A 19816-nucleotide genomic window follows, 5' to 3' on the forward strand; every position below is an offset into this window, starting at 1 on the left:
TTGTCAATACACGCGTTTTTTTACGACGCGGATTTGAGAAAAGAGGATTATAATAATGGAAAATCAAAACAAAATACATCATTTTGTTGGAATCAAAGGTTCCGGTATGAGTTCATTGGCTTTGATTCTGCACGAAAAAGGCTACCAAGTACAAGGCTCTGATGTGGAAGAATATTTCTTCACTCAACGTGATCTAGAAAAAGCAGCGATCAAATTGTTGCCTTTCGATAAAGCAAACATTCAACCAGAAATGGTCATTATCCAAGGGAATGCTTTCCCTGACACCCACGAAGAAATCGTACGGGCAAAAGAACTTGGTTTAGAAGTTACTCGTTATCATGACTTTATTGGCCAATTCATTCAGCCCTATACGAGTATTGCGGTGACCGGTTCTCACGGGAAAACCAGTACGACAGGATTGCTTTCTCATGTCTTAAGCGGCATCCGTCCAACAAGTTTCTTGATTGGCGATGGGACTGGTCATGGGGAACCTGATGCGGAATTCTTTTCATTTGAAGCCTGTGAATACCGTCGTCATTTCTTAGCGTATTCACCGGATTATGCAATCATGACCAACATCGATTTTGATCACCCAGACTACTTCCACTCGATCGAGGATGTCTTCTCAGCCTTTCAATCGATGGCAAGTCAAGTGAAAAAAGGTATCTTTGCTTTTGGTGATGATGAATACTTGCGTAAACTTGAAGCCGATGTCCCAATCTACTATTACGGCGTCAACGATAACGACGATGTCCAAGCAAAAAATATTGAACGCACCACCCAAGGTTCAGAGTTCGACGTCTTTATCCATGGTGAAAATATTGGCCATTTTGTCTTGCCAGCGTTTGGTCAGCACAACATCAACAACGCATTAAGTGTGATCGCTGTGGCTTACAAAGAAGGATTGGATATGAAAGAAGTTGCTGCTGAGATGATTTCATTTCCTGGAGTGAAACGCCGCTTTAGCGAAAAAATCGTGGCGGATATGACGATCGTGGACGACTACGCCCACCATCCTGCAGAAATCAAAGCAACGATCGATGGCGCTCGTCAAAAATATCCAGAGAAAGAAATTATTGCTGTCTTCCAGCCACATACCTTTACCCGCACGATCGCTTTGATGGATGAATTTGCGGAAGCATTGGATCTTGCAGACCATGTCTATCTATGTGACATTTTTGGATCTGCTCGTGAATCACGAGGAGATGTTAAAATTGAAGATCTAGGCAAGAAAATCCAAAAAGGCGGAACTGTGATCAAAGAAGAGAACGTATCTCCGCTATTGGATCATCAAAATGCTGTCGTGATTTTCATGGGAGCAGGCGATGTGCAAAAATTTGAAACAGCCTATGAAAAACTATTAAGCAATACAACTCGTAACGTATTGTAATCAAAGACTCTTGTGGCGTGTTTGCTGCAAGAGTTTTTTACATATGAAGTTTTTGCAAAAGCAGCACCGCGAACTTGCACTTTTGTCGGCATCTGATAGAATATACTCAGATGAAACTATTCTTTTTGGAGGAATTAAATTTTGAATATAGGGAAACCGCGAAAAATAGGAAAAAGTATTGAAGATATCGAGGAAGGCGATTCGTTATCCTTAACAGAATCGATCGAAGACAATCAACTGCTGTTATATTTAGGGCTGACTAATGATGCCAATCCTTTGTATATACAACATGACTACACACAAAAAACTGAGTACCAGCGTCCCATCGTACCATCCATTATGTTGATGGGGATCATTACCAGTGCCGTATCGAAACATTTGCCTGGTCCTGGCTCTCATGTAGTCAATTTTTCGGTAAACTTTATTGAACCTGTATATCATTATGAAACGTTGACCTTTGAATTCGAAGTGATCAAAGTGGATAAAATGAAAGACGTGGTAACTATTTCAGTTGAAGCGATCAACACAGAAGATCATCGTATTTTAGATGCTGTGGTCATGGTCCAGCCGCCAAAAGCAGTAGCAGAAAATGAGGAGGAACAACAAGATGAATAATTTAAATAATGAAACCGTCCAAGCCCAAGGCTTAAATCGCTTTTATTCAAAAGTGTATTTATTCTTCGGCGTTGGGCTTGCGATCAGTGCGATCTCAGCCTATATATTTGGGGAAGTCTTTCAAGCGCAAACCCTGCAATTTATCAGCAACTTTCCGCTAGGATTTACTGGTCTTTGGATCTTACAGATCATTCTAGTTATTGTATTAGGGGTGAAGGCGCAGAAAAATCCGTCCTTGACCGTTGCTGGCTTTTTAGTCTATTCGCTCTTGAATGGATTGACCTTATCTGTGACACTGATGATCTATGACTTTGGATCGATCGTGGGAGCATTTGTTTCAGCAGCTGTCACTTTTGGTGTCATGTCAGCATTTGGGATCATGACCAAACGGGATCTAAGTGTAGTTGGTCGTATCGGCTATGGTCTGTTGCTCGGGATCATCATCTCGACGCTCTTGAATGTATTTATTTTACGCAGTCAACCGGTTGACTTTTTCTTATCGATCGTGACCGTCTTTGTCTTTATGGGGATCACCGCCTATGACAATCAGCAAATCCGCAATGTATACTTCGCAACGAATGGTGGCGCAAATACAGGAGTGGCCGTTTTCATGGCATTACAACTGTATTTGGACTTTATCAACTTATTCCTTGCATTATTGCGAATCTTTGGAAAAAACAACTAAAAAAAGTGCGAGGAAACTCGCCTTTTTTTTTGTATAAAATGAGAGAGAAAACAAAGCAATTCATCGCTTTTGTGCCCGTTCTTTGATAGAATAAAGAGGAACTTTTTGAGAAAAGGAGTAATCAAATGCCAAAAAATAAATTACTACTCGTTGATGGAAATAGTGTGGCTTTTCGCGCGTTTTTTGCGTTGCATAATTCATTAGAACGGTTTAAAAATGCCAATGGGCTGCACACAAATGCCATCTATGCGTTTCATACTATGTTTGAAAATGTGATGGCAAAAGAACAGCCAACACATGTTTTAGTGGCTTTTGATGCTGGAAAAACCACCTTCAGGACAGCGATGTATGAAGACTATAAAGGCGGACGTTCAAAAACCCCTGGGGAATTTAAAGAACAAATGCCTTACATTCGCGAATTGATCAACGCGTTAGGTGTTCAATATTACGAATTAGATAATTACGAAGCCGATGATATTATTGGCACATTGGCGAATAAAGTCGACAAGGAGCTGTTTGACGTTGTCGTTTTATCTGGCGATCGCGATTTGACCCAGCTGGCAACGGAGCACGTGAAAGTTGACATTACGGTCAAAGGAGTTAGCGAAATTGAAAGTTATACACCCGCTCATGTGGCTGAAAAATATGACGGCCTAACGCCCTTACAAATCATCGACATGAAAGGACTAGCTGGTGATGCTTCCGATAATATTCCTGGTGTCACCAAAATTGGTGAGAAGACAGCCATCAAGCTATTGAAGGAATATGGCTCCGTTGAGGGGATCTATGAACACATCGATGAAATGAAAAAAAGCAAGATGAAAGAAAACTTGATCAATGACCGTGAGATCGCCTTTCTTTCAAAACAGTTAGCAACCATCGATGTGGATGCGCCCATTGAGGTCGATGTCGACAAACTGAAATATGAAGGCAAAGACTTAGAGAAATTGGTGCCATTCTACCAAGAAATGAACTTTAATAGCTTCTTAGAGAAGTTGCAGATTACAGCTGAACCAGTTGAGATGGAAGACATTTTATTTTCGGTCGTTGAAGAAGTAACAGAAGATATGTTCCAAGGAGACACGGCATTGTATGTCGAGATGATGGGGGATAACTATCATTTGGAAGACATCGTCGGTGTTGCTTGGGGCAATCAAGAAAAAATTTATGTCAGCAATCGTGAAGAATTGTTTGAAAGTCCAGTCTTTACCAATTGGTTAAAAGACGAGGAGCGTAGAAAGTTCGTCTATGATGCCAAACGCACGTACGTGGCATTAAACCGATACACGACAGCACCAAAAGGAATCGCTTTTGATGTTTTATTGGCAGCTTATCTTTTAGACACGAATGATACGAATAATGACATCGCAGGTGTTGCCGCTCACTATGGCTATGATGCGATCCAATCGGATGAAGCGATTTATGGAAAAGGTGCGAAAAAAGGTTTGCCAGCGGATGAGGAAGATTTCTTTGCTCATTTAGCCCGTAAAGTAGCAGCGATTACGAACCTAACACCAAAGCTTACGGAAGAATTGGCAGCGAAGAATCAAACAGCGCTATTTGAAGAAATGGAATTGCCTTTATCAATGATTTTAGCTGATATGGAGATTACTGGAATCAAAGTTGATGCGTCTCGCTTGCATCAGATGAAGGGCGAATTTGCGCAACGGTTGCATGAAATTGAAGAAAAAATCTACGCCGAAGCTGGTGAAACCTTCAACTTAAACTCACCGAAACAACTGGGTGTGATCTTATTTGAAAAAATGGGCTTACCAGTCATCAAAAAAACCAAGACTGGCTATTCGACAGCCGTCGATGTGTTAGAACAACTAAAAGAGCAAGCACCGATCGTTGAAGACATTTTGACTTATCGTCAAATCGCTAAGATCCAATCAACCTATGTAGAAGGCTTATTAAAAGTGATCCAAGGTGATGGCAAAGTCCATACACGATATGTACAAACCTTGACCCAAACTGGTCGTTTAAGTTCTGTCGATCCGAACTTGCAAAACATTCCGATTCGTTTAGAAGAAGGTCGAAAGATCCGTGAAGCCTTTGTGCCGCGAGAAGCTGATTGGGTGATCTATTCTTCTGACTACTCTCAAATCGAATTACGAGTGTTGGCACATATCTCAGATGATACCCATTTGAAAGAAGCCTTTATCGAAGGTCAAGATATCCACTCAAGCACAGCGATGCGAGTCTTTGGTATCGAAAAAGCAGAAGATGTGACCCCAAATATGCGTCGTCAAGCCAAAGCGGTCAACTTTGGTATCGTTTATGGTATTTCCGATTATGGCTTATCCCAGAATCTAGGAATCACCAGAAAAGCCGCCCAACAATACATTGATACGTATTTTGAAAAATATCCTGGTGTGAAAACGTATATGGAGGATGTGGTTCGTGAGGCGAAGGACAAAGGGTACGTTGAAACCTTGTATCATCGCCGTCGTTACCTACCTGATATCAATTCGCGCAATTTCAATATTCGGACTTTTGCGGAAAGAACCGCCATCAATACACCGATCCAAGGCAGTGCGGCAGATATCTTAAAGATTGCCATGATCGATTTGGCGAAACGTTTGAAAGAAGAAAAATTAGCAGCAACGATGCTGCTGCAAGTACACGATGAACTAGTCTTTGAAGTACCTGAATCTGAATTGCCTCGTCTTGACGCTTTAGTGAAAGAAGTGATGGAGCAAGCCGTTGCATTGCATGTCCCTTTACTGACAGACAGCAATTGGGGCAAAACATGGTACGATGCAAAATAAATGAGGTGAACAGAGGTGCCTGAATTACCAGAAGTTGAAACGGTCCGCAAAGGACTTGAAAAACTTGTTTTAAATAAAACGATCGAATCGGTCGAGATCCTTTGGCCACGAATCATCGAAAGTCCTGAAGTGCCGATCTTTTCGGCACTGTTGAAAGGGCAACGTTTTGAAAGATTTGAACGACGTGGAAAATTTTTGATTTTTAAATTGACAGATTATGATCTGATCTCTCATCTACGAATGGAAGGTAAGTACGAGTATTTTGAGTCAGACCCGATTGTCGATAAACATACACATGTCATTTTCCATTTTACGGATGGCAGTCAGTTAAATTACCATGATGTAAGAAAATTTGGTCGTATGACTTTAGTGGATAAAGACCAAAGCGCAGCCTATAAAGGCATCATGCAATTAGGTCCTGAGCCTAAGCCTGAATTGTTTTTATTGGAAGCATTTGAGCAAGGCTTAAAGCGGTCCAAAAAAGCCATCAAACCCCTTTTGTTAGATCAAAAACTTGTGACTGGTTTGGGTAATATTTATGTAGATGAGGCGCTATGGCAAGCGAAGATCCATCCCGAACAACCAGCAGATTCGCTAACTCCAGCAGAAGCCAACGTGTTGCATCAAGCGATCATCGATGTCTTGGAACGCGCCGTTGAAGCAGGGGGGACAACCATTCGGACCTATCTCAATGCGTTGGGCGAAGCAGGAAAATTCCAAATGTCATTAAATGTCTATGGCCAGACGGGCAATCCTTGCGGGCGATGCGGGACACCAATCGTCAAGACCAAAGTTGCCCAACGGGGGACGCACTTTTGTCCTCAGTGCCAAAAATTGCATGTGAGGTCTAGCAAATGAGCTTTGTCTTAGGGGTCACTGGCGGGATCGCCACTGGGAAAAGTACCGCAGTCGCGCATTTTCGCTCACTGGGCTTACCGATTATTGATGCCGATATCATCGCCAGAGAAGTCGTTGAACCGAATACGGAGGGCTTGCAGGCGGTGACACAAGCCTTTGGTCCGCAAATTTTGACCGATGACGGGCACCTGGATCGGCAAACCCTCGGTGCCCTGATATTTAATGACCCAGAAAAACGTCGCTTGCTGAATCAGACGCTGTCGCCATTTATTCGACAAGAGATTTTGTCTCAGATCGAAGAAAAAAAACAGCAGGTGCCTTTGTTGATCGTTGACATTCCTTTGTTATATGAAGCCGACTACGACCAATACATGGATCAAACCGCAGTCGTTTATGTGCCAGAAGCGCTTCAAAAAGAGCGGTTGATGGCACGTAATCAACTGAGTGAGCAAGAAGCGCAACAACGAATCGACAGTCAGCTTTCAATTGAGAAAAAGAAACAACGAGCCGATATTGTCTTTGATAATCAAGGAACGATCGCCCAACTCAATCAGCAGATCGATGATTGGTTAGCATCCTTAAACAAATAGATAAGACAGCAGGTTCCCTTCAGCAAAAGGGAACCTGCTATTTGTCTTTCAATAGCAAACTTAGCCCTATCATTTCTAAAAAACAACTGGCGCTGAAACATGGGCTCTTTGTCAATAAGGACTGATGAGTTGTGTAAAATCAAATCTGGGTCAGAATGAACCACATTCTGGCTCAGATTTTTTTGTTATCTTACATTGATTAATTGATTGATCAAAAAGATTCTAATTCTCATGTTCTCGAATGATTTAAATCCGTAGGATACTCGTTTCATTGTCTTTATGTGGGTATTCTTCGCTTCTATTTTTCCATTGGAATAAGGATAGATCATTGCGTTGGTGATGCCTTCTTCATGGGTAAGAAGGTTTTGAAGCTTTTCTCGAAAGCCGTCATCTAACGTTTCGGGAAGTTCTGCCAATAAGGAGAAAAATAAGTCAGGGTCTTTGTCTCGAAAGGCTTCAACTAATTCATGAAAAAAGGGATACGCCTCCTTTAGGGGCGCAGAAAACTCAAGCAATCGATCAATCATCATTGCTTCAGTAAGAAATGGGTATTTTGGCGCTCGGAAACTTTTCCATGTTTTGTATTCATAATGGTTGATGTTTGCACGATTTTTTAGCAAAAAGCGCCAGTTCTTTTTCAGTTTTTCTGCTTGGCTTTTCTGTCCTGCTTTACGAAGTTCATTCATTTCACGGATACGCAACTCATTGAACGCTTGATTCATGTGTTTGACAATATGAAACCGATCAATCACTACTTTCGCATTTGGCAGAACACGTTTGGTGAGCTGGAAGTAGGCGGCGTTCATGTCTGTCACCAAGAATTCTACTTCTTCCGGATTAGTACAACCTGAGAAATAGCTTGTTAATCGGGGTAATTTACGCGTAGGCAAAACATCTATTAATTTTCCTGTTTCGCCATCTGCGCAAATAAAGCTCATTTTATCTTCTATGGAAGCATGCGAACGAAATTCATCAACCATCAATACTCTTGGGAGAATCTTCTTAGATTGTTTTGGCAAATAGCTTTTAAACTCTTTCAATGTACGAATAACGGTGGTCAAAGATACCTGACAGCTTTTCGCAATAAAAGATAAAGATACTTTTTCAGTCAGTAAAGAAGCAATTTTATATCTAACATGATTTGCGATTGAATGTCTGGGTTGGACAAAATAACTTTGAGCCGTCCAATGGGTTCGGCAGTTTTTACAGGTATAGCGCTGCTTTTTTAGGCGCATAACTAAAGGCATATGATTGTATTGTTCAAAACGGACAATCATTTCCTTCTTCCCATTTTTCACTATAATTGCTTTCCCGTTTCCATCTACCACAGTAGAACCACAACTTCTACAAGCACGAGGAGTAGGCGAGAGAACAGCATCGACGACCAACGTCTTTTTCTTCTGAAGGGTCTCGTAAGAGACCTCTGTAATCATCAAATCTTTCTCTATTATTCTCAGCATTTTTTTGATAGAATCATTCATATAGCATATCGTCCTCTCAGTTGTTTATTTTGTGGTGATTTAATCATACTAGAGAACGATATGTTTTTTAATACCTAAAATGAAAATGGGGCTGAAGAATCAATTCTGATTCATCAGTCCCATAAATTATAGAGCCGAAACATGTCGGAAACTGTTTGGTTTGGAAAGTAAGACGATCGTGTATGAATGGTTAAACATCAAAGTACCAGCCCTGATTTATTTTGGGGTCACGATCACGCGATTGCTGGAAAAGGGGTGAAGAACGATCGGCTGATCATAAAAAGAGGTGAGAACCTCCTCAGTAAAAATCGTCTCTCGTTGACCAGCGGCGTGGACTTTGCCGTTTTTTAACATCAGCAAATGAGTGAAAATCGGTAGTAGCTCTTCCGTATGATGGGTAACGTAAAGAAGAGTCGGCGTATTCGGCAGCTGTGAAAAAGCCTGCAGACGGGTTAGCAGTTCTTCTCGCGCAAATAAATCAAGGCCCGTACAAGGTTCGTCCAAAATGAGGATCTCTGGTTGTGCCATCATGGCCCGTGCGATCATGACAAATTGTTTTTCCCCTTGAGAAAGGACGTGATAGGAACGATGGATCAGATGCGATAAACCTAAGTCAGCCAAAAGCTCTTTTGCTTGGATCAGCTGCTCTTCTTCGTAGGACTCATAAAGACCAATACTGGAATAAAGCCCGGAAAGAACGATCTCTTCGGCAAGATCGCGACCATAAAACTTGCTTTGCAGCGCTGAACTGACCCAACCAATGCGCCGTTGAAGATCGGGCACAGACGTTTTTCCGTAACGCTCCCCTAAGACTGTTCGTTGACCAGAAGAAGGCCATAAACTTCCCGTGATCATTTGGAGTAATAAACTTTTGCCAGCACCATTCAGACCTAAAATCGCCCAATGCTCATCTTTTTTCACTTGCCAATTGATCGCTTTTAATAAATAGTTCTTGTCGCGAACGAATGAAACCTGTTGGAAATCGAGGATTGTCATCTATTGTCGAACCTTAAACAGGTTCTTCACCTCCAGTTGTAAGAAAATTCAGAAAATAATCGCTCATATTATAGCATAAAGAAAAACATTTTGCTGACTGTTTGGTATCGCATTCATATCTTTTGTCAGAAATCAGAATGCTTGTTATGATGAAACTATACAGGAGGGATGATAACTATGGGTACTTTTAAAGATGAAAAAGATGTGATCGTTGGCAAAGCCAAAGAAAAAATCGGTGAGTGGACCAACAATGAAGAACTTGCCCACTCTGGAAAAGAACAAGCACAAGAAGGTCAAATCAAGAAAGAGCACGATCAAAAACGAGTCAATGAACTAGATGATCAAAATGATGAGCGTGATGCCCGCAATGATCGAACCACCCCTGAAAATGTCAGCAGCGAAGAACTATTGCGAGCTGAAAATCCCGATGCAAATAAAATTTCTTCGAATGATCGACGGGATGCAGACCAGCTGAAGCATTACACAGGAATTGAAGATAAATTATAAACAAACATGGATGCCTTCGTCTTCTAGACGAGGCATTTTTGGGTTAATGAGACAAGAGAGGTTGAAAGACAACCACCTACACAGTTGACAATTTCTCAACCTCTCATTATAATCCATTAAGATCGCATGGAAAGAAGCAAAGAAATTGGGAGGTGGTCATCAAATGCTTATTTATGCATTGTGTACGACTGTCAAGAAAGTAGAACAGCCGCAATAGGAAACGGAAAATTAGAAAGAAGGCTTTTTTATGATCGAACCTTACCAATTTCATTCAATTAAACATCAAGTATACCAATTAGTACGAACGTATCAATCGGTCAATGATCCTCGAACGATCAAAACGGTTGAAACGATGACAAAAGACGCCATAGAACAATTTTTTCCTGAAGAAGAAACAGCGCCACGTGAAATTTTAGCTGCTTTCTTTCAACCAGGGATGACGATCAGTCGCAGCAATGAGCTGTTAACAGAGCTCAAAGAGTACGTCCGACCCTTTCAGGTACCGACAACAAAACAAATTGAAAAAATGTTTCGGAAAGTAAAAAAACTGAAAATACCTGATTTTGCTTCCGTTGATTTAAAAGAGACCATCTATCTTTCTTGGGATGATATCGGTAGTCAAAGCAAGTTTATGATCATTGCCACTGAAGAAGGGTTTACAGGACTTCACGGTCATGTCTCAACCGAGGTCAAAAAAGGAATCTGTCCCTTGTGTCAGCATGAGGGGAATGTCTCGATGTTTCTTTCTTTGACGAAAAGCAATGGCGATGGAACGTATACCAAACGGGGGAACTATATTTGCCGGGATAGCCAACGGTGCAATCAGCAGATGGAACAGCCAGCAAATTTGCATGACTTTGTTTCTTTGCTGCAAATGAAAGATAAATAACGAAATGAAACGGCAGAAAAATTTCTGCCGTTTTTTCAAATTCAAAAAAACAGTAGTTATAACATTATTTAAATTTTGTAATAAATGAACAGAATAAACCACTTTGGCTATTGTACCAACGGATTTCATGTTATAATTAATCATAGAAACCGATGACTTTACGTAAATACGTAAGCGCATAAGAGAGAAAATGAGGTGGAACTATGCAATGTCCAAAATGTCATCATAACAATTCTAGGGTAGTTGATAGTCGACAAGCCGATGATGGACGTGTGATTCGCCGCCGTCGTGAATGCGAAAATTGCGGCTATCGCTTTACAACATTTGAACGTATCGAAGAGGCACCCCTACTTGTCATTAAGAAAAATGGTGCCCGTGAAGAATTCAATCGCGAAAAAATCCTACGGGGCTTGATTCGTTCTGCTGAAAAACGTCCAGTGACAATGGATCAGATGGAAACGATCGTCGATCATGTGGAAAGTCGTGTTCGTGCTCTTGGTGAAAATGAAATTTCTACAACACAGATTGGTGAGTATGTGATGGAAGATTTAGTTGATTTAGACGAGATCGCTTATATCCGTTTTGCCAGTGTCTATCGCCAGTTTAAAGACATGTCAGTTTTCTTGAAAGAACTACAAGACATCGTCGAAAAAGCGAAAGAACCACAAGAATAGAGGGGGACAACAAGTGGGCAATAGTTTACCGAATCAATCGTACAAAGTGTTCAAAAGCCGTCCACTTACAACGGAAGGAAAAGACGCCCTCATTTATTTGTATCAACCAATTATTGAAAGTGATGCTTTAGCGTTGTACTTGACACTCGCAAGCGATGTCCAAGCCCAAAGCTTTTCTGGCGAGGAGTCGATGACGTCCGTGCATCTAGATATCTTGAATGCCATGAATGCGGGAATGCCTCGCTTCATAAAAGCCAAGCAAAACTTAGAGGGCATCGGCTTGCTAAAGTCTTATGAGAAAGCAGATGCTCAAAACGTAAGCTCGTATCTGTATTGGTTGCAAGAACCGGTCCATCCAGCAGCGTTTTTTCAAGATGAATTGTATGCCTATCTGTTGTTGGAAAGAGTCGGAGAGCGTAAATTTGATCAGCTGGTCAAGCTGTATCAACCAAAGCAGTGTTCCTTGACCGATTATCAGGAAGTGACCCAATCCTTCTCAGCCGCCTATGGGTTAAATACCGCACGTTTTGCTTCACATGAAGAAACGTTACAGGCAGTCAGTGATTCCTTTCAAGAAACCAATGCGAACTTGGTGCTTGATGAAAAGCAGTTGGATTGGGACTTTCTTTTATATGAAGCGCAGCGTCGGTATATCCGTGCCGCTAATTTCACACCAAGTTTTCGACAAAAGTTAGTTCTATACCATTCTTTATATGGCTATGATGTGTTGGAATTGTTGGATTTGATGGCGGACAATGTTTCTTTGACAACAGGCGAGGTCGACCAGAAGAAGCTGGAACAAGCCATCATGAAGAAATCACGACAAACATTTACGAAAACATCAAAAAGAGAAGATCCCCAAGCGGAAAGTCAGTTGCGCCGCTTCAATACCTTAAAACAGAATGGTTTTTCAGAAAATGATGTGTTATTGATTCAAGAAAGTGAGAACAATGCACCAATCGCTTTTCTCAAGGCGATCAAAGCGGAGAAAAACAGTTTTATGACGGATTCAGAACAATGGCTGATCAAGAGCCTTGTCGAACGGTCACCATTGCCTAATAGTGTGATCAATGTTCTGGTTCATTATGTCTTGGTGGTCCAAAACAATGCCGCTTTGTCAGGGAATTATGTGAACAATATCGCCGCCCAGTGGTCAGAATTAAAAATTGGCACGGCAGAAGATGCCATCAAACATGTTCGGAGCCTTGTTCGAAGTGCCAAGGAAAAACGCAGCCGACCACAAACCAGCGGCAAAAAAATCATTCGCGAAGAAAAGCTGCCTTCTTGGGCTGAAAAACCAGTGGAAGAGACAGCCTTAACGCCAGAGCGACAAGCAGAATTAGATAAAAAACTGCAAAACTACTTGCATAAGAAAGCTGGTGACAAGTAATGGAAGATGTAGGGAAAAACTTAGGAAAACTATTGGATAAACGCAATTACCGTGATCAGTTTTCAGCAATGATGGCAGAGGTTTTACAAGATCCTGATGTCAAAGCGTTTATTGCCGAAAATGAAGAGGTATTGACCGAAGCAGATATTCAAAAAAGCTATGCGAAACTGTATGAGTTCGTCCAAGAAAAGCGGAAATTCCGCATCAATGATCCATCCATGATCGCACCGGGCTATGAGCCGCGCTTAGCGTTAAATTTTCATTTTATTGACGTCACCTATGTACCAACGAAAGAACTACTGGCATATCAGAAACAAGAAGAAATTCGCAGCCGCATCAAAGCGATGGATATGCCTAAAGATATACAAGAAGCAAGTTTTGCAGATTATCAGCAAACGCCTGGCCGAATGGAGGCCATCGCAGCTGCCGTTGATTTTATTAGTGAGTTGACAGCCAATCCACAGGAGTTTCATAAAGGACTTTACTTTGTAGGGAGTTTTGGGATCGGAAAAACCTATCTGCTTGGCGCGATCGCCAGAGATTTAGCGGAGGCAGGCTACACGACGACATTGGTTCACTTCCCGACATTTGCAGTAGAGATGAAACAAGCAATCGGCAAAGATCAGGTGGGGGATAAGCTGAACGCAGTGAAAAAAGCCCCAATTTTAATGATGGATGATATCGGTGCGGATGCGATGAGCAGTTGGATTCGTGATGAAGTCTTCGGTGTGATTCTACAATACCGAATGCAAGAGCAACTCCCGACGTTCTTTACCTCGAATTTTACTATGCATGAGTTGGAGCAGCATCTTTCAGTAACGCAACGCGGCGAATCCGAACCATTGAAAGCCAAACGTATTATGGAGCGTATTCGTTATTTGACACAAGAGATCCAAATGACGGGCAAAAATCGACGAAATGATGCCTAAAAAAACCATTACTGGAGGAAGAAGATGATGAAAAAACAAGTGATTCTAGGCTTGTCCTTAGCAGCAGTGCTGCTGTTAACGGCTTGTGGCAGTCCCGAAAACAACAATGCATCAAGTGGCGATAACACGCCTTCTGAATCAAGTGAGAATGCTAGTTCCGTTGCCAATAGTTCTTCAGAGAGCGAAACAGCGACGGTTTTTACTGGTATTATTCAAGAAGATGCCCGAGCAGGTTCAGATGATACCTTTCAATTATTTTTGAAAGACGTAGCGGCAGTTGAAGATGAGGATCAAGTCGTCCAAAGTTTTCAAAATGATGGGGTCATTCTCCATGTCCCTATCGAGGCCTATTCAGGAGAGATCGAGGAGTTAGTTGAAGGAGACAAAGTCCAAGTGTCGCTGCAAGGCGTCCCGATCATGACGATGTCGATCCCACCGCAAATTCCCGGTAACTCGATTCAAAAGGTTGAATTAGTGAACGATTAATGCAATGTGCGCCTTGGCAATGGCACCACAGTCAAGACGCACATTTTTTTCTATTTATGGAAAGCGTGTTATACTACGAAAGAAGGAGTGACAATATGAACGAACATGCATTATCGGATCGTTTGGCTTGCGTGGGCGAACAAATTCCCGACCAAGCACGTATCGCCGACATCGGCTCCGACCATGCTTATTTACCTGTGGCATTGATGCTGCAGAACAAAATCACTTATGCTGTAGCTGGAGAAGTCGTTCAAGGACCTTATGATTCTGCCAGTAAACAAGTACGTAAAAACGGGCTAACAGAGAAGATCGTGGTGCGCTTAGCAGACGGATTGGACGCTATTCAGCCAGCAGATAAAATCGACACGGTTGTTGTTGCTGGAATGGGGGGGACTTTGATTCGCTCTATTTTAGAAGAAGGCAGCAGAAAAAATCGCTTAGCGGGGGTCAAACGTTTGATCTTACAACCGAATGTTGGCGAAAGAACCTTGCGGGAATGGCTCGTTGATCACAATTTTACGATCATTCATGAAGTGCTGTTAGAAGAAAATGACAAAAATTACGAAATCATCGTTGCGGAAACTGGAAAAGCGACGTACACGCCCCAGCAATTATTTTTTGGTCCCTTTTTATTAAAAGAAAAAAATCCAGTTTTTTATAAAAAATGGCAGCATGAATTGAAGCAGCGTCAACGAGTGGTCAAAGAGTTAGAGAAAGCCAAAGAACCACCTGCTGAGAAAATGAATGAGTTGAAAGAACAAATCGAATGGATCAAGGAGGTACTGGCATGATTTCTGGTCAAGAATTTATCAAACGCTTTGAAGCATATTGCCCATTATGGTTGGCAGAAGAAGGCGATCCTGTTGGTCTGCATGTTGGTACATTAAACAAACCCCTCGAGCGAGTCATGATGACCCTTGATGTCCGTCCAGAAGTGGTAACCGAAGCCATCGAGAAAAAGATCGACTTGATCATCGCGAAACATCCACCGATCTTTCGCCCTTTGAACCGCTTGCTGACCGATGATCCGCAACAAAAGATGTTGATGGATCTCGTCAAGCATGATATCGCCGTTTACGCCGCCCACACCAATATGGATATTATTGAAGACGGTTTGAACGATTGGTTTTGTGAACTGCTAGAAGTTGAACCAGATACGTACTTGAAGCAAACCCATCAAGTAAAAATGAAGAAGTTAGCTGTATTTACACCTGTTGAATCGGCACCAGCATTGCGAAAGGCATTAGGAAAAGCTGGTGCTGGTCAGCAAGGCAATTACCAAAACACCAGCTATTCATTGATTGGCACCGGTCGCTTTACGCCACAGCAAGCGGCGCATCCTGCCATCGGTGAGATTGGAAAAGAAGAACAGGTGCAAGAAGCGAAAATCGAAGTCATTTTTCCAGAAACGATCGAGAAAAAGGTCCTTTCGGCAATGATCGCTGCTCATCCTTACGAAGAGCCAGCCTATGATCTGTATGCCTTAGACAATTTGCCGAAGACCTATGGAATCGGACGGGTTGGCAACCTCGCTGAGCCTCTTTCCATTGATCAGTTTGTCGCACGTGTCAAAGAGCGGTTTGGTTTGACTGCTTTACGTGTTGTCAGTTTTCCTAACGCACCTGAAAAAATTCAGCGAATCGCCATTTGCGGCGGCAGTGGCCAATCGTTTTATTCCGATGCCTTACGCCATCAAGCGGATGTGTACATCACTGGCGATATCAGTTACCATTTCGCCCATGACATGCAAGCCAATGGGTTGATCGCGATCGATCCAGGGCACAACATCGAAAAGGAATGTATTCCTCGGTTTATTGAGAAATTCAATCAGTGGAAAGCAGAAGAGAACTGGGCTGTGACCTTTGTTCCTTCCACCACTTCAACAAATCCATTTGACTATAGATAGGAGAATCTTTTATGTACGAAAATTTATTGCCTCGCTTTTTAAAATATGTCAAAACAGAAACTCGCTCAGATGCGACAAGCACCACAACACCTTCCACCCAAACACAGGTCGCGTTTGCTAAAGAACTGCAAAAAGAACTTGAAGAATTAGGATTAAGCGATGTTCATTACAATGAATCCAATGGTTTCGTGATCGCAACATTACCAAGTAACGTCGATCATGACGTGCGCTCCATCGGTTTTATCGCCCATATGGATACCGCCGATTTTAATGCAGAAAATGTTGATCCGCAGATCATCGAAAATTACGATGGCGAATCGACCATTAAATTAGATAAAGAAGGAAAATACACATTAAACACAAAAGATTTTCCGAATTTAAAAAATTATGCTGGGGAAACCTTGATCACTACTGATGGTACCACTTTATTAGGTTCTGATGATAAGTCAGGTATTGCAGAAATCATGACAGCCATGGAAATTTTACTGAAAAACCCAACGATCAAGCATGGGGAAATCAAAGTCGCTTTTGGCCCTGATGAAGAAATTGGTGTTGGTGCAGATAAGTTCGATGTGGAAGATTTCAATGTTGATTTTGCCTATACAATGGATGGCGGTCCAGTAGGAGAATTGCAATACGAAACCTTCAATGCGGCGCAAGCTGAAATTACGATCCAAGGAAAAAATGTCCACCCTGGAACAGCCAAAGACACCATGATCAACGCCTTGCAACTAGCAGTCGATTTTCAAAATGCGCTACCTGCTGATGAAGTTCCTGAGAAAACCGAAGGGACAGAAGGGTTCTTCCATTTGATGAGCCTTAGTGGTTCAGTAGAAGAAGCGAAAATGGCATACATTATTCGAGATCATGACCGGAGTCGTTTTGAAGAAAGAAAAGCACAATTATTAGCGGTTCAAGAAAGCTTGAATGCCCGCTTTGATGAACCACGAGTGCACGTACATCTATATGATCAATACTACAACATGAAAGAAATCATCGAAAAAGATATGAGCATCATTGATTTAGCGAAAGATGCGATGAAAGCAGTTGGAATCACACCGATGACAGAACCTGTCCGTGGTGGTACGGATGGCTCGAAAATCTCCTATCTAGGGATTCCAACCCCGAATATCTTTGCTGGTGGAGAAAATATGCATGGACGTTATGAGTTCGTCTCACTACAATCAATGATGAAAGCGACCGATGTGATCGTGAAAATCGCCGAACTGAATGCGCAAGCATAGCAGCAGCTTCTTCATTGAAAGAAAAGAACAACTTTAGGGCTGGGAACTCTTCACGCAGGTATTGCGTAAGGCCCGGCCTTTTATTAGGATGTGAATAGGATGAAAATTCTCGTATTATACAACGATACAGCGGGGAAAAGTGAAGCAAAAGAAACAGCAGAAAAATTCCAAGCCTATGTGAGTGAACAAGGCGATGAGCATCAAGTGTTTTTACAAGCTTCAAATCCCGATGTTGACCCTGAGGATGTTAAAGAGGCAGCCAAGAAACATGCTGTCGATACGATTGTTATTATTGGTGGGGATGGAACGATCCATCATGGGCTGCAAACATTCAAAGAAAAGCTGGATGAGCTGAAGATCGGGATCATTCCTGGAGGAACGGTAAATAACTTCGCTCGAATGTTAGGTATTCCAGTCAAGCCAGAAGAAGCGTTTGAGAATATTTTAACAGGGGTTGGACGTCCGATCGATTATGGGATGGTCAATGATCAAGTAATGATCTCGACGATGACTATTGGTCTTTTAGCAGATACTGCAGCAGCAACTTCCCAAGAAGAAAAACAACATTACGGTCCGTTGGCGTTTATGAAACGGTTCATTCATCTGTTGATCAAAAAGAAACAATACAAATTGGAAGTCATCGCTGACGAACGGAAATGGCAAGGGAAAAGTCAATTACTGACGATCGTCATGTCGAATTCAGCAGGTGGGTTTAAGAACTTTGATGAAGAAGCAAAACCTGACGATGGCTTGTTCCATGTTATTCTTTTGCCAAAATTGAACATTTTACGGTTTATTTTGTATTTGCCAAGAATCATTCATGGTAGAATTGCCAAAGTGCCAAGTGTTGAATACTTCACTGCCGCAAAGGTCTCGATCAAGGCGAAAGAAAAAACGGTTCATACTCGGACCGACGGCGATCCAACGGATGATCTGCCAATCGAGATGAAAGTCATCAAGCACGGGTTGACGATGTTGGTACCTGAGGAAGCACAAGAATCAAAATAATGGTCCCTACGATCAATCATATGGAGGAAATGGATGGATGCACTGATTTACAATCCATTGTGGTTTTATTTAATTGCAGTCAATCTTTATCTTTTCTGTCTGATGGGTTATGATAAATATCAGGCAGTAAAACAAGGTTGGCGGGTTCCCGAAGCAAATCTCCTTTTTATGGGGGCGATTGGCGGCGGATTAGGCGGTTTGATCGCGCAACGCGTGTTTCGCCACAAAACAAGAAAGAAGAAGTTTTATTTCTTTTTTGCTTTCGGCACCGTTTTTGCTATCCTGCTGATGGTCTTTTTTGCATAAATTCGGTTTAACAAGCAAGGAGTTAATATGAAAACTAAAGTGAAGTTCGCCCTTAATTTACTTTTACTAGTAGGCATTCTGGGTGTGATGTATTTTTTTGTCCGTAACTCGATGATGGAAATTTTAGCGGGGCTAAGAGAGACCAGCTTTCTCGTCGTCTTACTGGTTATGGGGCTTGGCACATTGTACCTAGTGATTGAAGGACGAACAGTTAAAGAGATCGCAGTGACTTTTCAACCGGAATTCACCACCAAGGCGGGGTTTCTAACCGTCTGTTACAGTGGGTTTTATCGGATCGTGACGTTTGGTGCGGGCACCTTGATCTCAGAGGTGAATTTTTATCGTAAAAATGGTTTGCAGTTGTCACAAGGGGTTGGGGTCACCACCTTACACATGGTGATGTATAAGTTTGCCATATTGACTTATGCGATCGCTGGGTTGATCATTCAATTCTCGTTATTCTATGACAATGCGCCGAATATGATTTGGGTGATATTGGCGGGGATCGTACTCGTCTTTTTGATCATTGCCGCTTTATTGGCACTTTCTGTCAGTATCAACATTCAAGTCTTTTTTGTGATCGTCAGTAATAAGCTGTTCAAAAGTGCGACATTAAGAGGAATCGTTGACAAATGCAACACCCAGATCTATTCTTTGCGAGAAACGGTCAATGCAATCATTACCGACCGCACCGCTTTTTTACGCATCTATCTTTGGAATCTTTTGAAGATGCTGCCTTGGTACGTGATCCCTTATGTGATTCTTGTCGTGCAGCACCCAGAGATCGATTTCTTGTTGACGTTATCCTTCATCAGCTTTGCCGTCGTCTTGTCCGGAGTGATTCCAACACCGGCAGGGATCGGTTCCTTTGAATTTATTTATATGCTGCTTTTTGGTCCATTAGTCGGCACAGTCGATGCAGCATCTTCTATGCTGCTGTATCGCTTAGCGACATTCATTTGGCCCTTCATTATTGGCTTTGCATATGTAATGAAAGAAAAGCGCAAAGACATTAGCCAAGAGCTGACAGAGCTTAGAAAAGAAAAAGTGGAAAGTTAAAAAAACGCTTATCTTCGAGTAGAGGATAAGCG

Annotated in this window: 20 protein-coding genes; 18 read left to right on the forward strand and 2 right to left on the reverse strand. The window is 42.1% G+C overall.

The genetic code is table 11. The features are described from left to right. Positions 1–55: 55 nt before the first annotated feature. The 6 genes from murC to coaE all read left to right on the forward strand — a co-directional run bounded on the left by murC (position 56) and on the right by coaE (position 6909). Complete coding sequence (gene murC / locus IGI76_RS07715; protein WP_005225995.1) at positions 56–1390, forward strand: UDP-N-acetylmuramate--L-alanine ligase; 1335 nt, start codon at positions 56–58, stop codon at positions 1388–1390. 141 nt (positions 1391–1531) lie between these two features. Further along, positions 1532–2005, forward strand: coding sequence for a MaoC family dehydratase (locus tag IGI76_RS07720; RefSeq protein ID WP_005225996.1), 474 nt, complete (start codon positions 1532–1534; stop codon positions 2003–2005). Beyond that, on the forward strand, positions 1998–2690 hold the full coding sequence (locus IGI76_RS07725; protein WP_005231333.1) for a Bax inhibitor-1/YccA family protein: 693 nt from the start codon (positions 1998–2000) through the stop codon (positions 2688–2690). Before IGI76_RS07720 ends, IGI76_RS07725 begins: the two co-directional genes overlap by 8 nt. Before the next feature lie 125 nt (positions 2691–2815). Beyond that, positions 2816–5461: a DNA polymerase I gene (gene polA, locus IGI76_RS07730; protein ID WP_081117054.1), complete on the forward strand. Its 2646-nt coding sequence runs from the start codon at positions 2816–2818 to the stop codon at positions 5459–5461. Positions 5462–5476: 15 nt separating this feature from the next. Then, on the forward strand, positions 5477–6319 hold the full coding sequence (gene mutM, locus IGI76_RS07735; RefSeq protein WP_275850407.1) for a DNA-formamidopyrimidine glycosylase: 843 nt from the start codon (positions 5477–5479) through the stop codon (positions 6317–6319). Continuing rightward, a complete protein-coding gene (gene coaE / locus IGI76_RS07740; RefSeq protein WP_221692991.1) occupies positions 6316–6909 on the forward strand; it encodes a dephospho-CoA kinase in 594 nt (197 codons plus the stop codon). Before mutM ends, coaE begins: the two co-directional genes overlap by 4 nt. Positions 6910–7094: 185 nt before the next feature. Here coaE and IGI76_RS07745 read toward each other — a convergent pair whose 3' ends face one another. Together IGI76_RS07745 and IGI76_RS07750 are read right to left on the reverse strand one after the other, a co-directional pair. Continuing rightward, positions 7095–8390: an ISL3-like element ISEfa11 family transposase gene (locus tag IGI76_RS07745; RefSeq protein ID WP_153884166.1), complete on the reverse strand. Its 1296-nt coding sequence runs from the start codon at positions 8388–8390 to the stop codon at positions 7095–7097. Between the two features lie 216 nt (positions 8391–8606). Beyond that, entirely contained in the window at positions 8607–9386 is a 780-nt protein-coding gene (locus IGI76_RS07750; protein ID WP_438781303.1) for an ABC transporter ATP-binding protein, read from the reverse strand. Between the two features lie 168 nt (positions 9387–9554). Here IGI76_RS07750 and IGI76_RS07755 point away from each other — a divergent pair, with 168 nt between their 5' ends. The 12 genes from IGI76_RS07755 to IGI76_RS07810 all read left to right on the forward strand — a co-directional run bounded on the left by IGI76_RS07755 (position 9555) and on the right by IGI76_RS07810 (position 19784). Next, positions 9555–9893, forward strand: a complete 339-nt coding sequence (locus IGI76_RS07755; protein ID WP_016609515.1) for a hypothetical protein — start codon at positions 9555–9557, stop codon at positions 9891–9893. Positions 9894–10140: 247 nt separating this feature from the next. Continuing rightward, on the forward strand, positions 10141–10782 hold the full coding sequence (locus IGI76_RS07760) for a FusB/FusC family EF-G-binding protein (protein WP_438781305.1): 642 nt from the start codon (positions 10141–10143) through the stop codon (positions 10780–10782). Between the two features lie 203 nt (positions 10783–10985). Beyond that, on the forward strand, positions 10986–11456 hold the full coding sequence (nrdR, locus tag IGI76_RS07765) for a transcriptional regulator NrdR (protein WP_005226004.1): 471 nt from the start codon (positions 10986–10988) through the stop codon (positions 11454–11456). Between the two features lie 13 nt (positions 11457–11469). Next, positions 11470–12846 carry a replication initiation and membrane attachment family protein gene (locus tag IGI76_RS07770; protein ID WP_438781307.1) on the forward strand — a complete coding sequence of 459 codons (1377 nt, stop codon included), beginning with the start codon at positions 11470–11472 and terminating at the stop codon, positions 12844–12846. Next, on the forward strand, positions 12846–13775 hold the full coding sequence (gene dnaI / locus IGI76_RS07775; RefSeq protein WP_005226006.1) for a primosomal protein DnaI: 930 nt from the start codon (positions 12846–12848) through the stop codon (positions 13773–13775). The genes IGI76_RS07770 and dnaI overlap by 1 nt, the downstream gene beginning before the upstream one ends. Positions 13776–13799: 24 nt before the next feature. Then, complete coding sequence (locus IGI76_RS07780) at positions 13800–14261, forward strand: hypothetical protein (protein ID WP_010748202.1); 462 nt, start codon at positions 13800–13802, stop codon at positions 14259–14261. Positions 14262–14356: 95 nt separating this feature from the next. Then, positions 14357–15052 carry a tRNA (adenine(22)-N(1))-methyltransferase gene (locus IGI76_RS07785; protein ID WP_413153351.1) on the forward strand — a complete coding sequence of 232 codons (696 nt, stop codon included), beginning with the start codon at positions 14357–14359 and terminating at the stop codon, positions 15050–15052. Then, positions 15049–16167 (forward strand): Nif3-like dinuclear metal center hexameric protein, encoded by a 1119-nt coding sequence (locus tag IGI76_RS07790; protein WP_288722814.1) that lies wholly within the window; start codon positions 15049–15051, stop codon positions 16165–16167. Before IGI76_RS07785 ends, IGI76_RS07790 begins: the two co-directional genes overlap by 4 nt. An 11-nt stretch (positions 16168–16178) precedes the next feature. Then, a complete protein-coding gene (pepT, locus tag IGI76_RS07795) occupies positions 16179–17411 on the forward strand; it encodes a peptidase T (protein WP_005226010.1) in 1233 nt (410 codons plus the stop codon). 99 nt (positions 17412–17510) lie between these two features. After that, positions 17511–18419 carry a diacylglycerol/lipid kinase family protein gene (locus IGI76_RS07800; protein WP_438781310.1) on the forward strand — a complete coding sequence of 303 codons (909 nt, stop codon included), beginning with the start codon at positions 17511–17513 and terminating at the stop codon, positions 18417–18419. Between the two features lie 33 nt (positions 18420–18452). Continuing rightward, positions 18453–18725: a DUF1294 domain-containing protein gene (locus IGI76_RS07805; RefSeq protein WP_010748207.1), complete on the forward strand. Its 273-nt coding sequence runs from the start codon at positions 18453–18455 to the stop codon at positions 18723–18725. Positions 18726–18752: 27 nt separating this feature from the next. After that, complete coding sequence (locus IGI76_RS07810) at positions 18753–19784, forward strand: lysylphosphatidylglycerol synthase transmembrane domain-containing protein (RefSeq protein ID WP_005231344.1); 1032 nt, start codon at positions 18753–18755, stop codon at positions 19782–19784. Positions 19785–19816 lie beyond the last annotated feature (32 nt).

Origin of the sequence: Enterococcus sp. DIV2449a (assembly GCF_051711225.1) — a bacterium.
Lineage (GTDB): Bacteria > Bacillota > Bacilli > Lactobacillales > Enterococcaceae > Enterococcus_D > Enterococcus_D casseliflavus.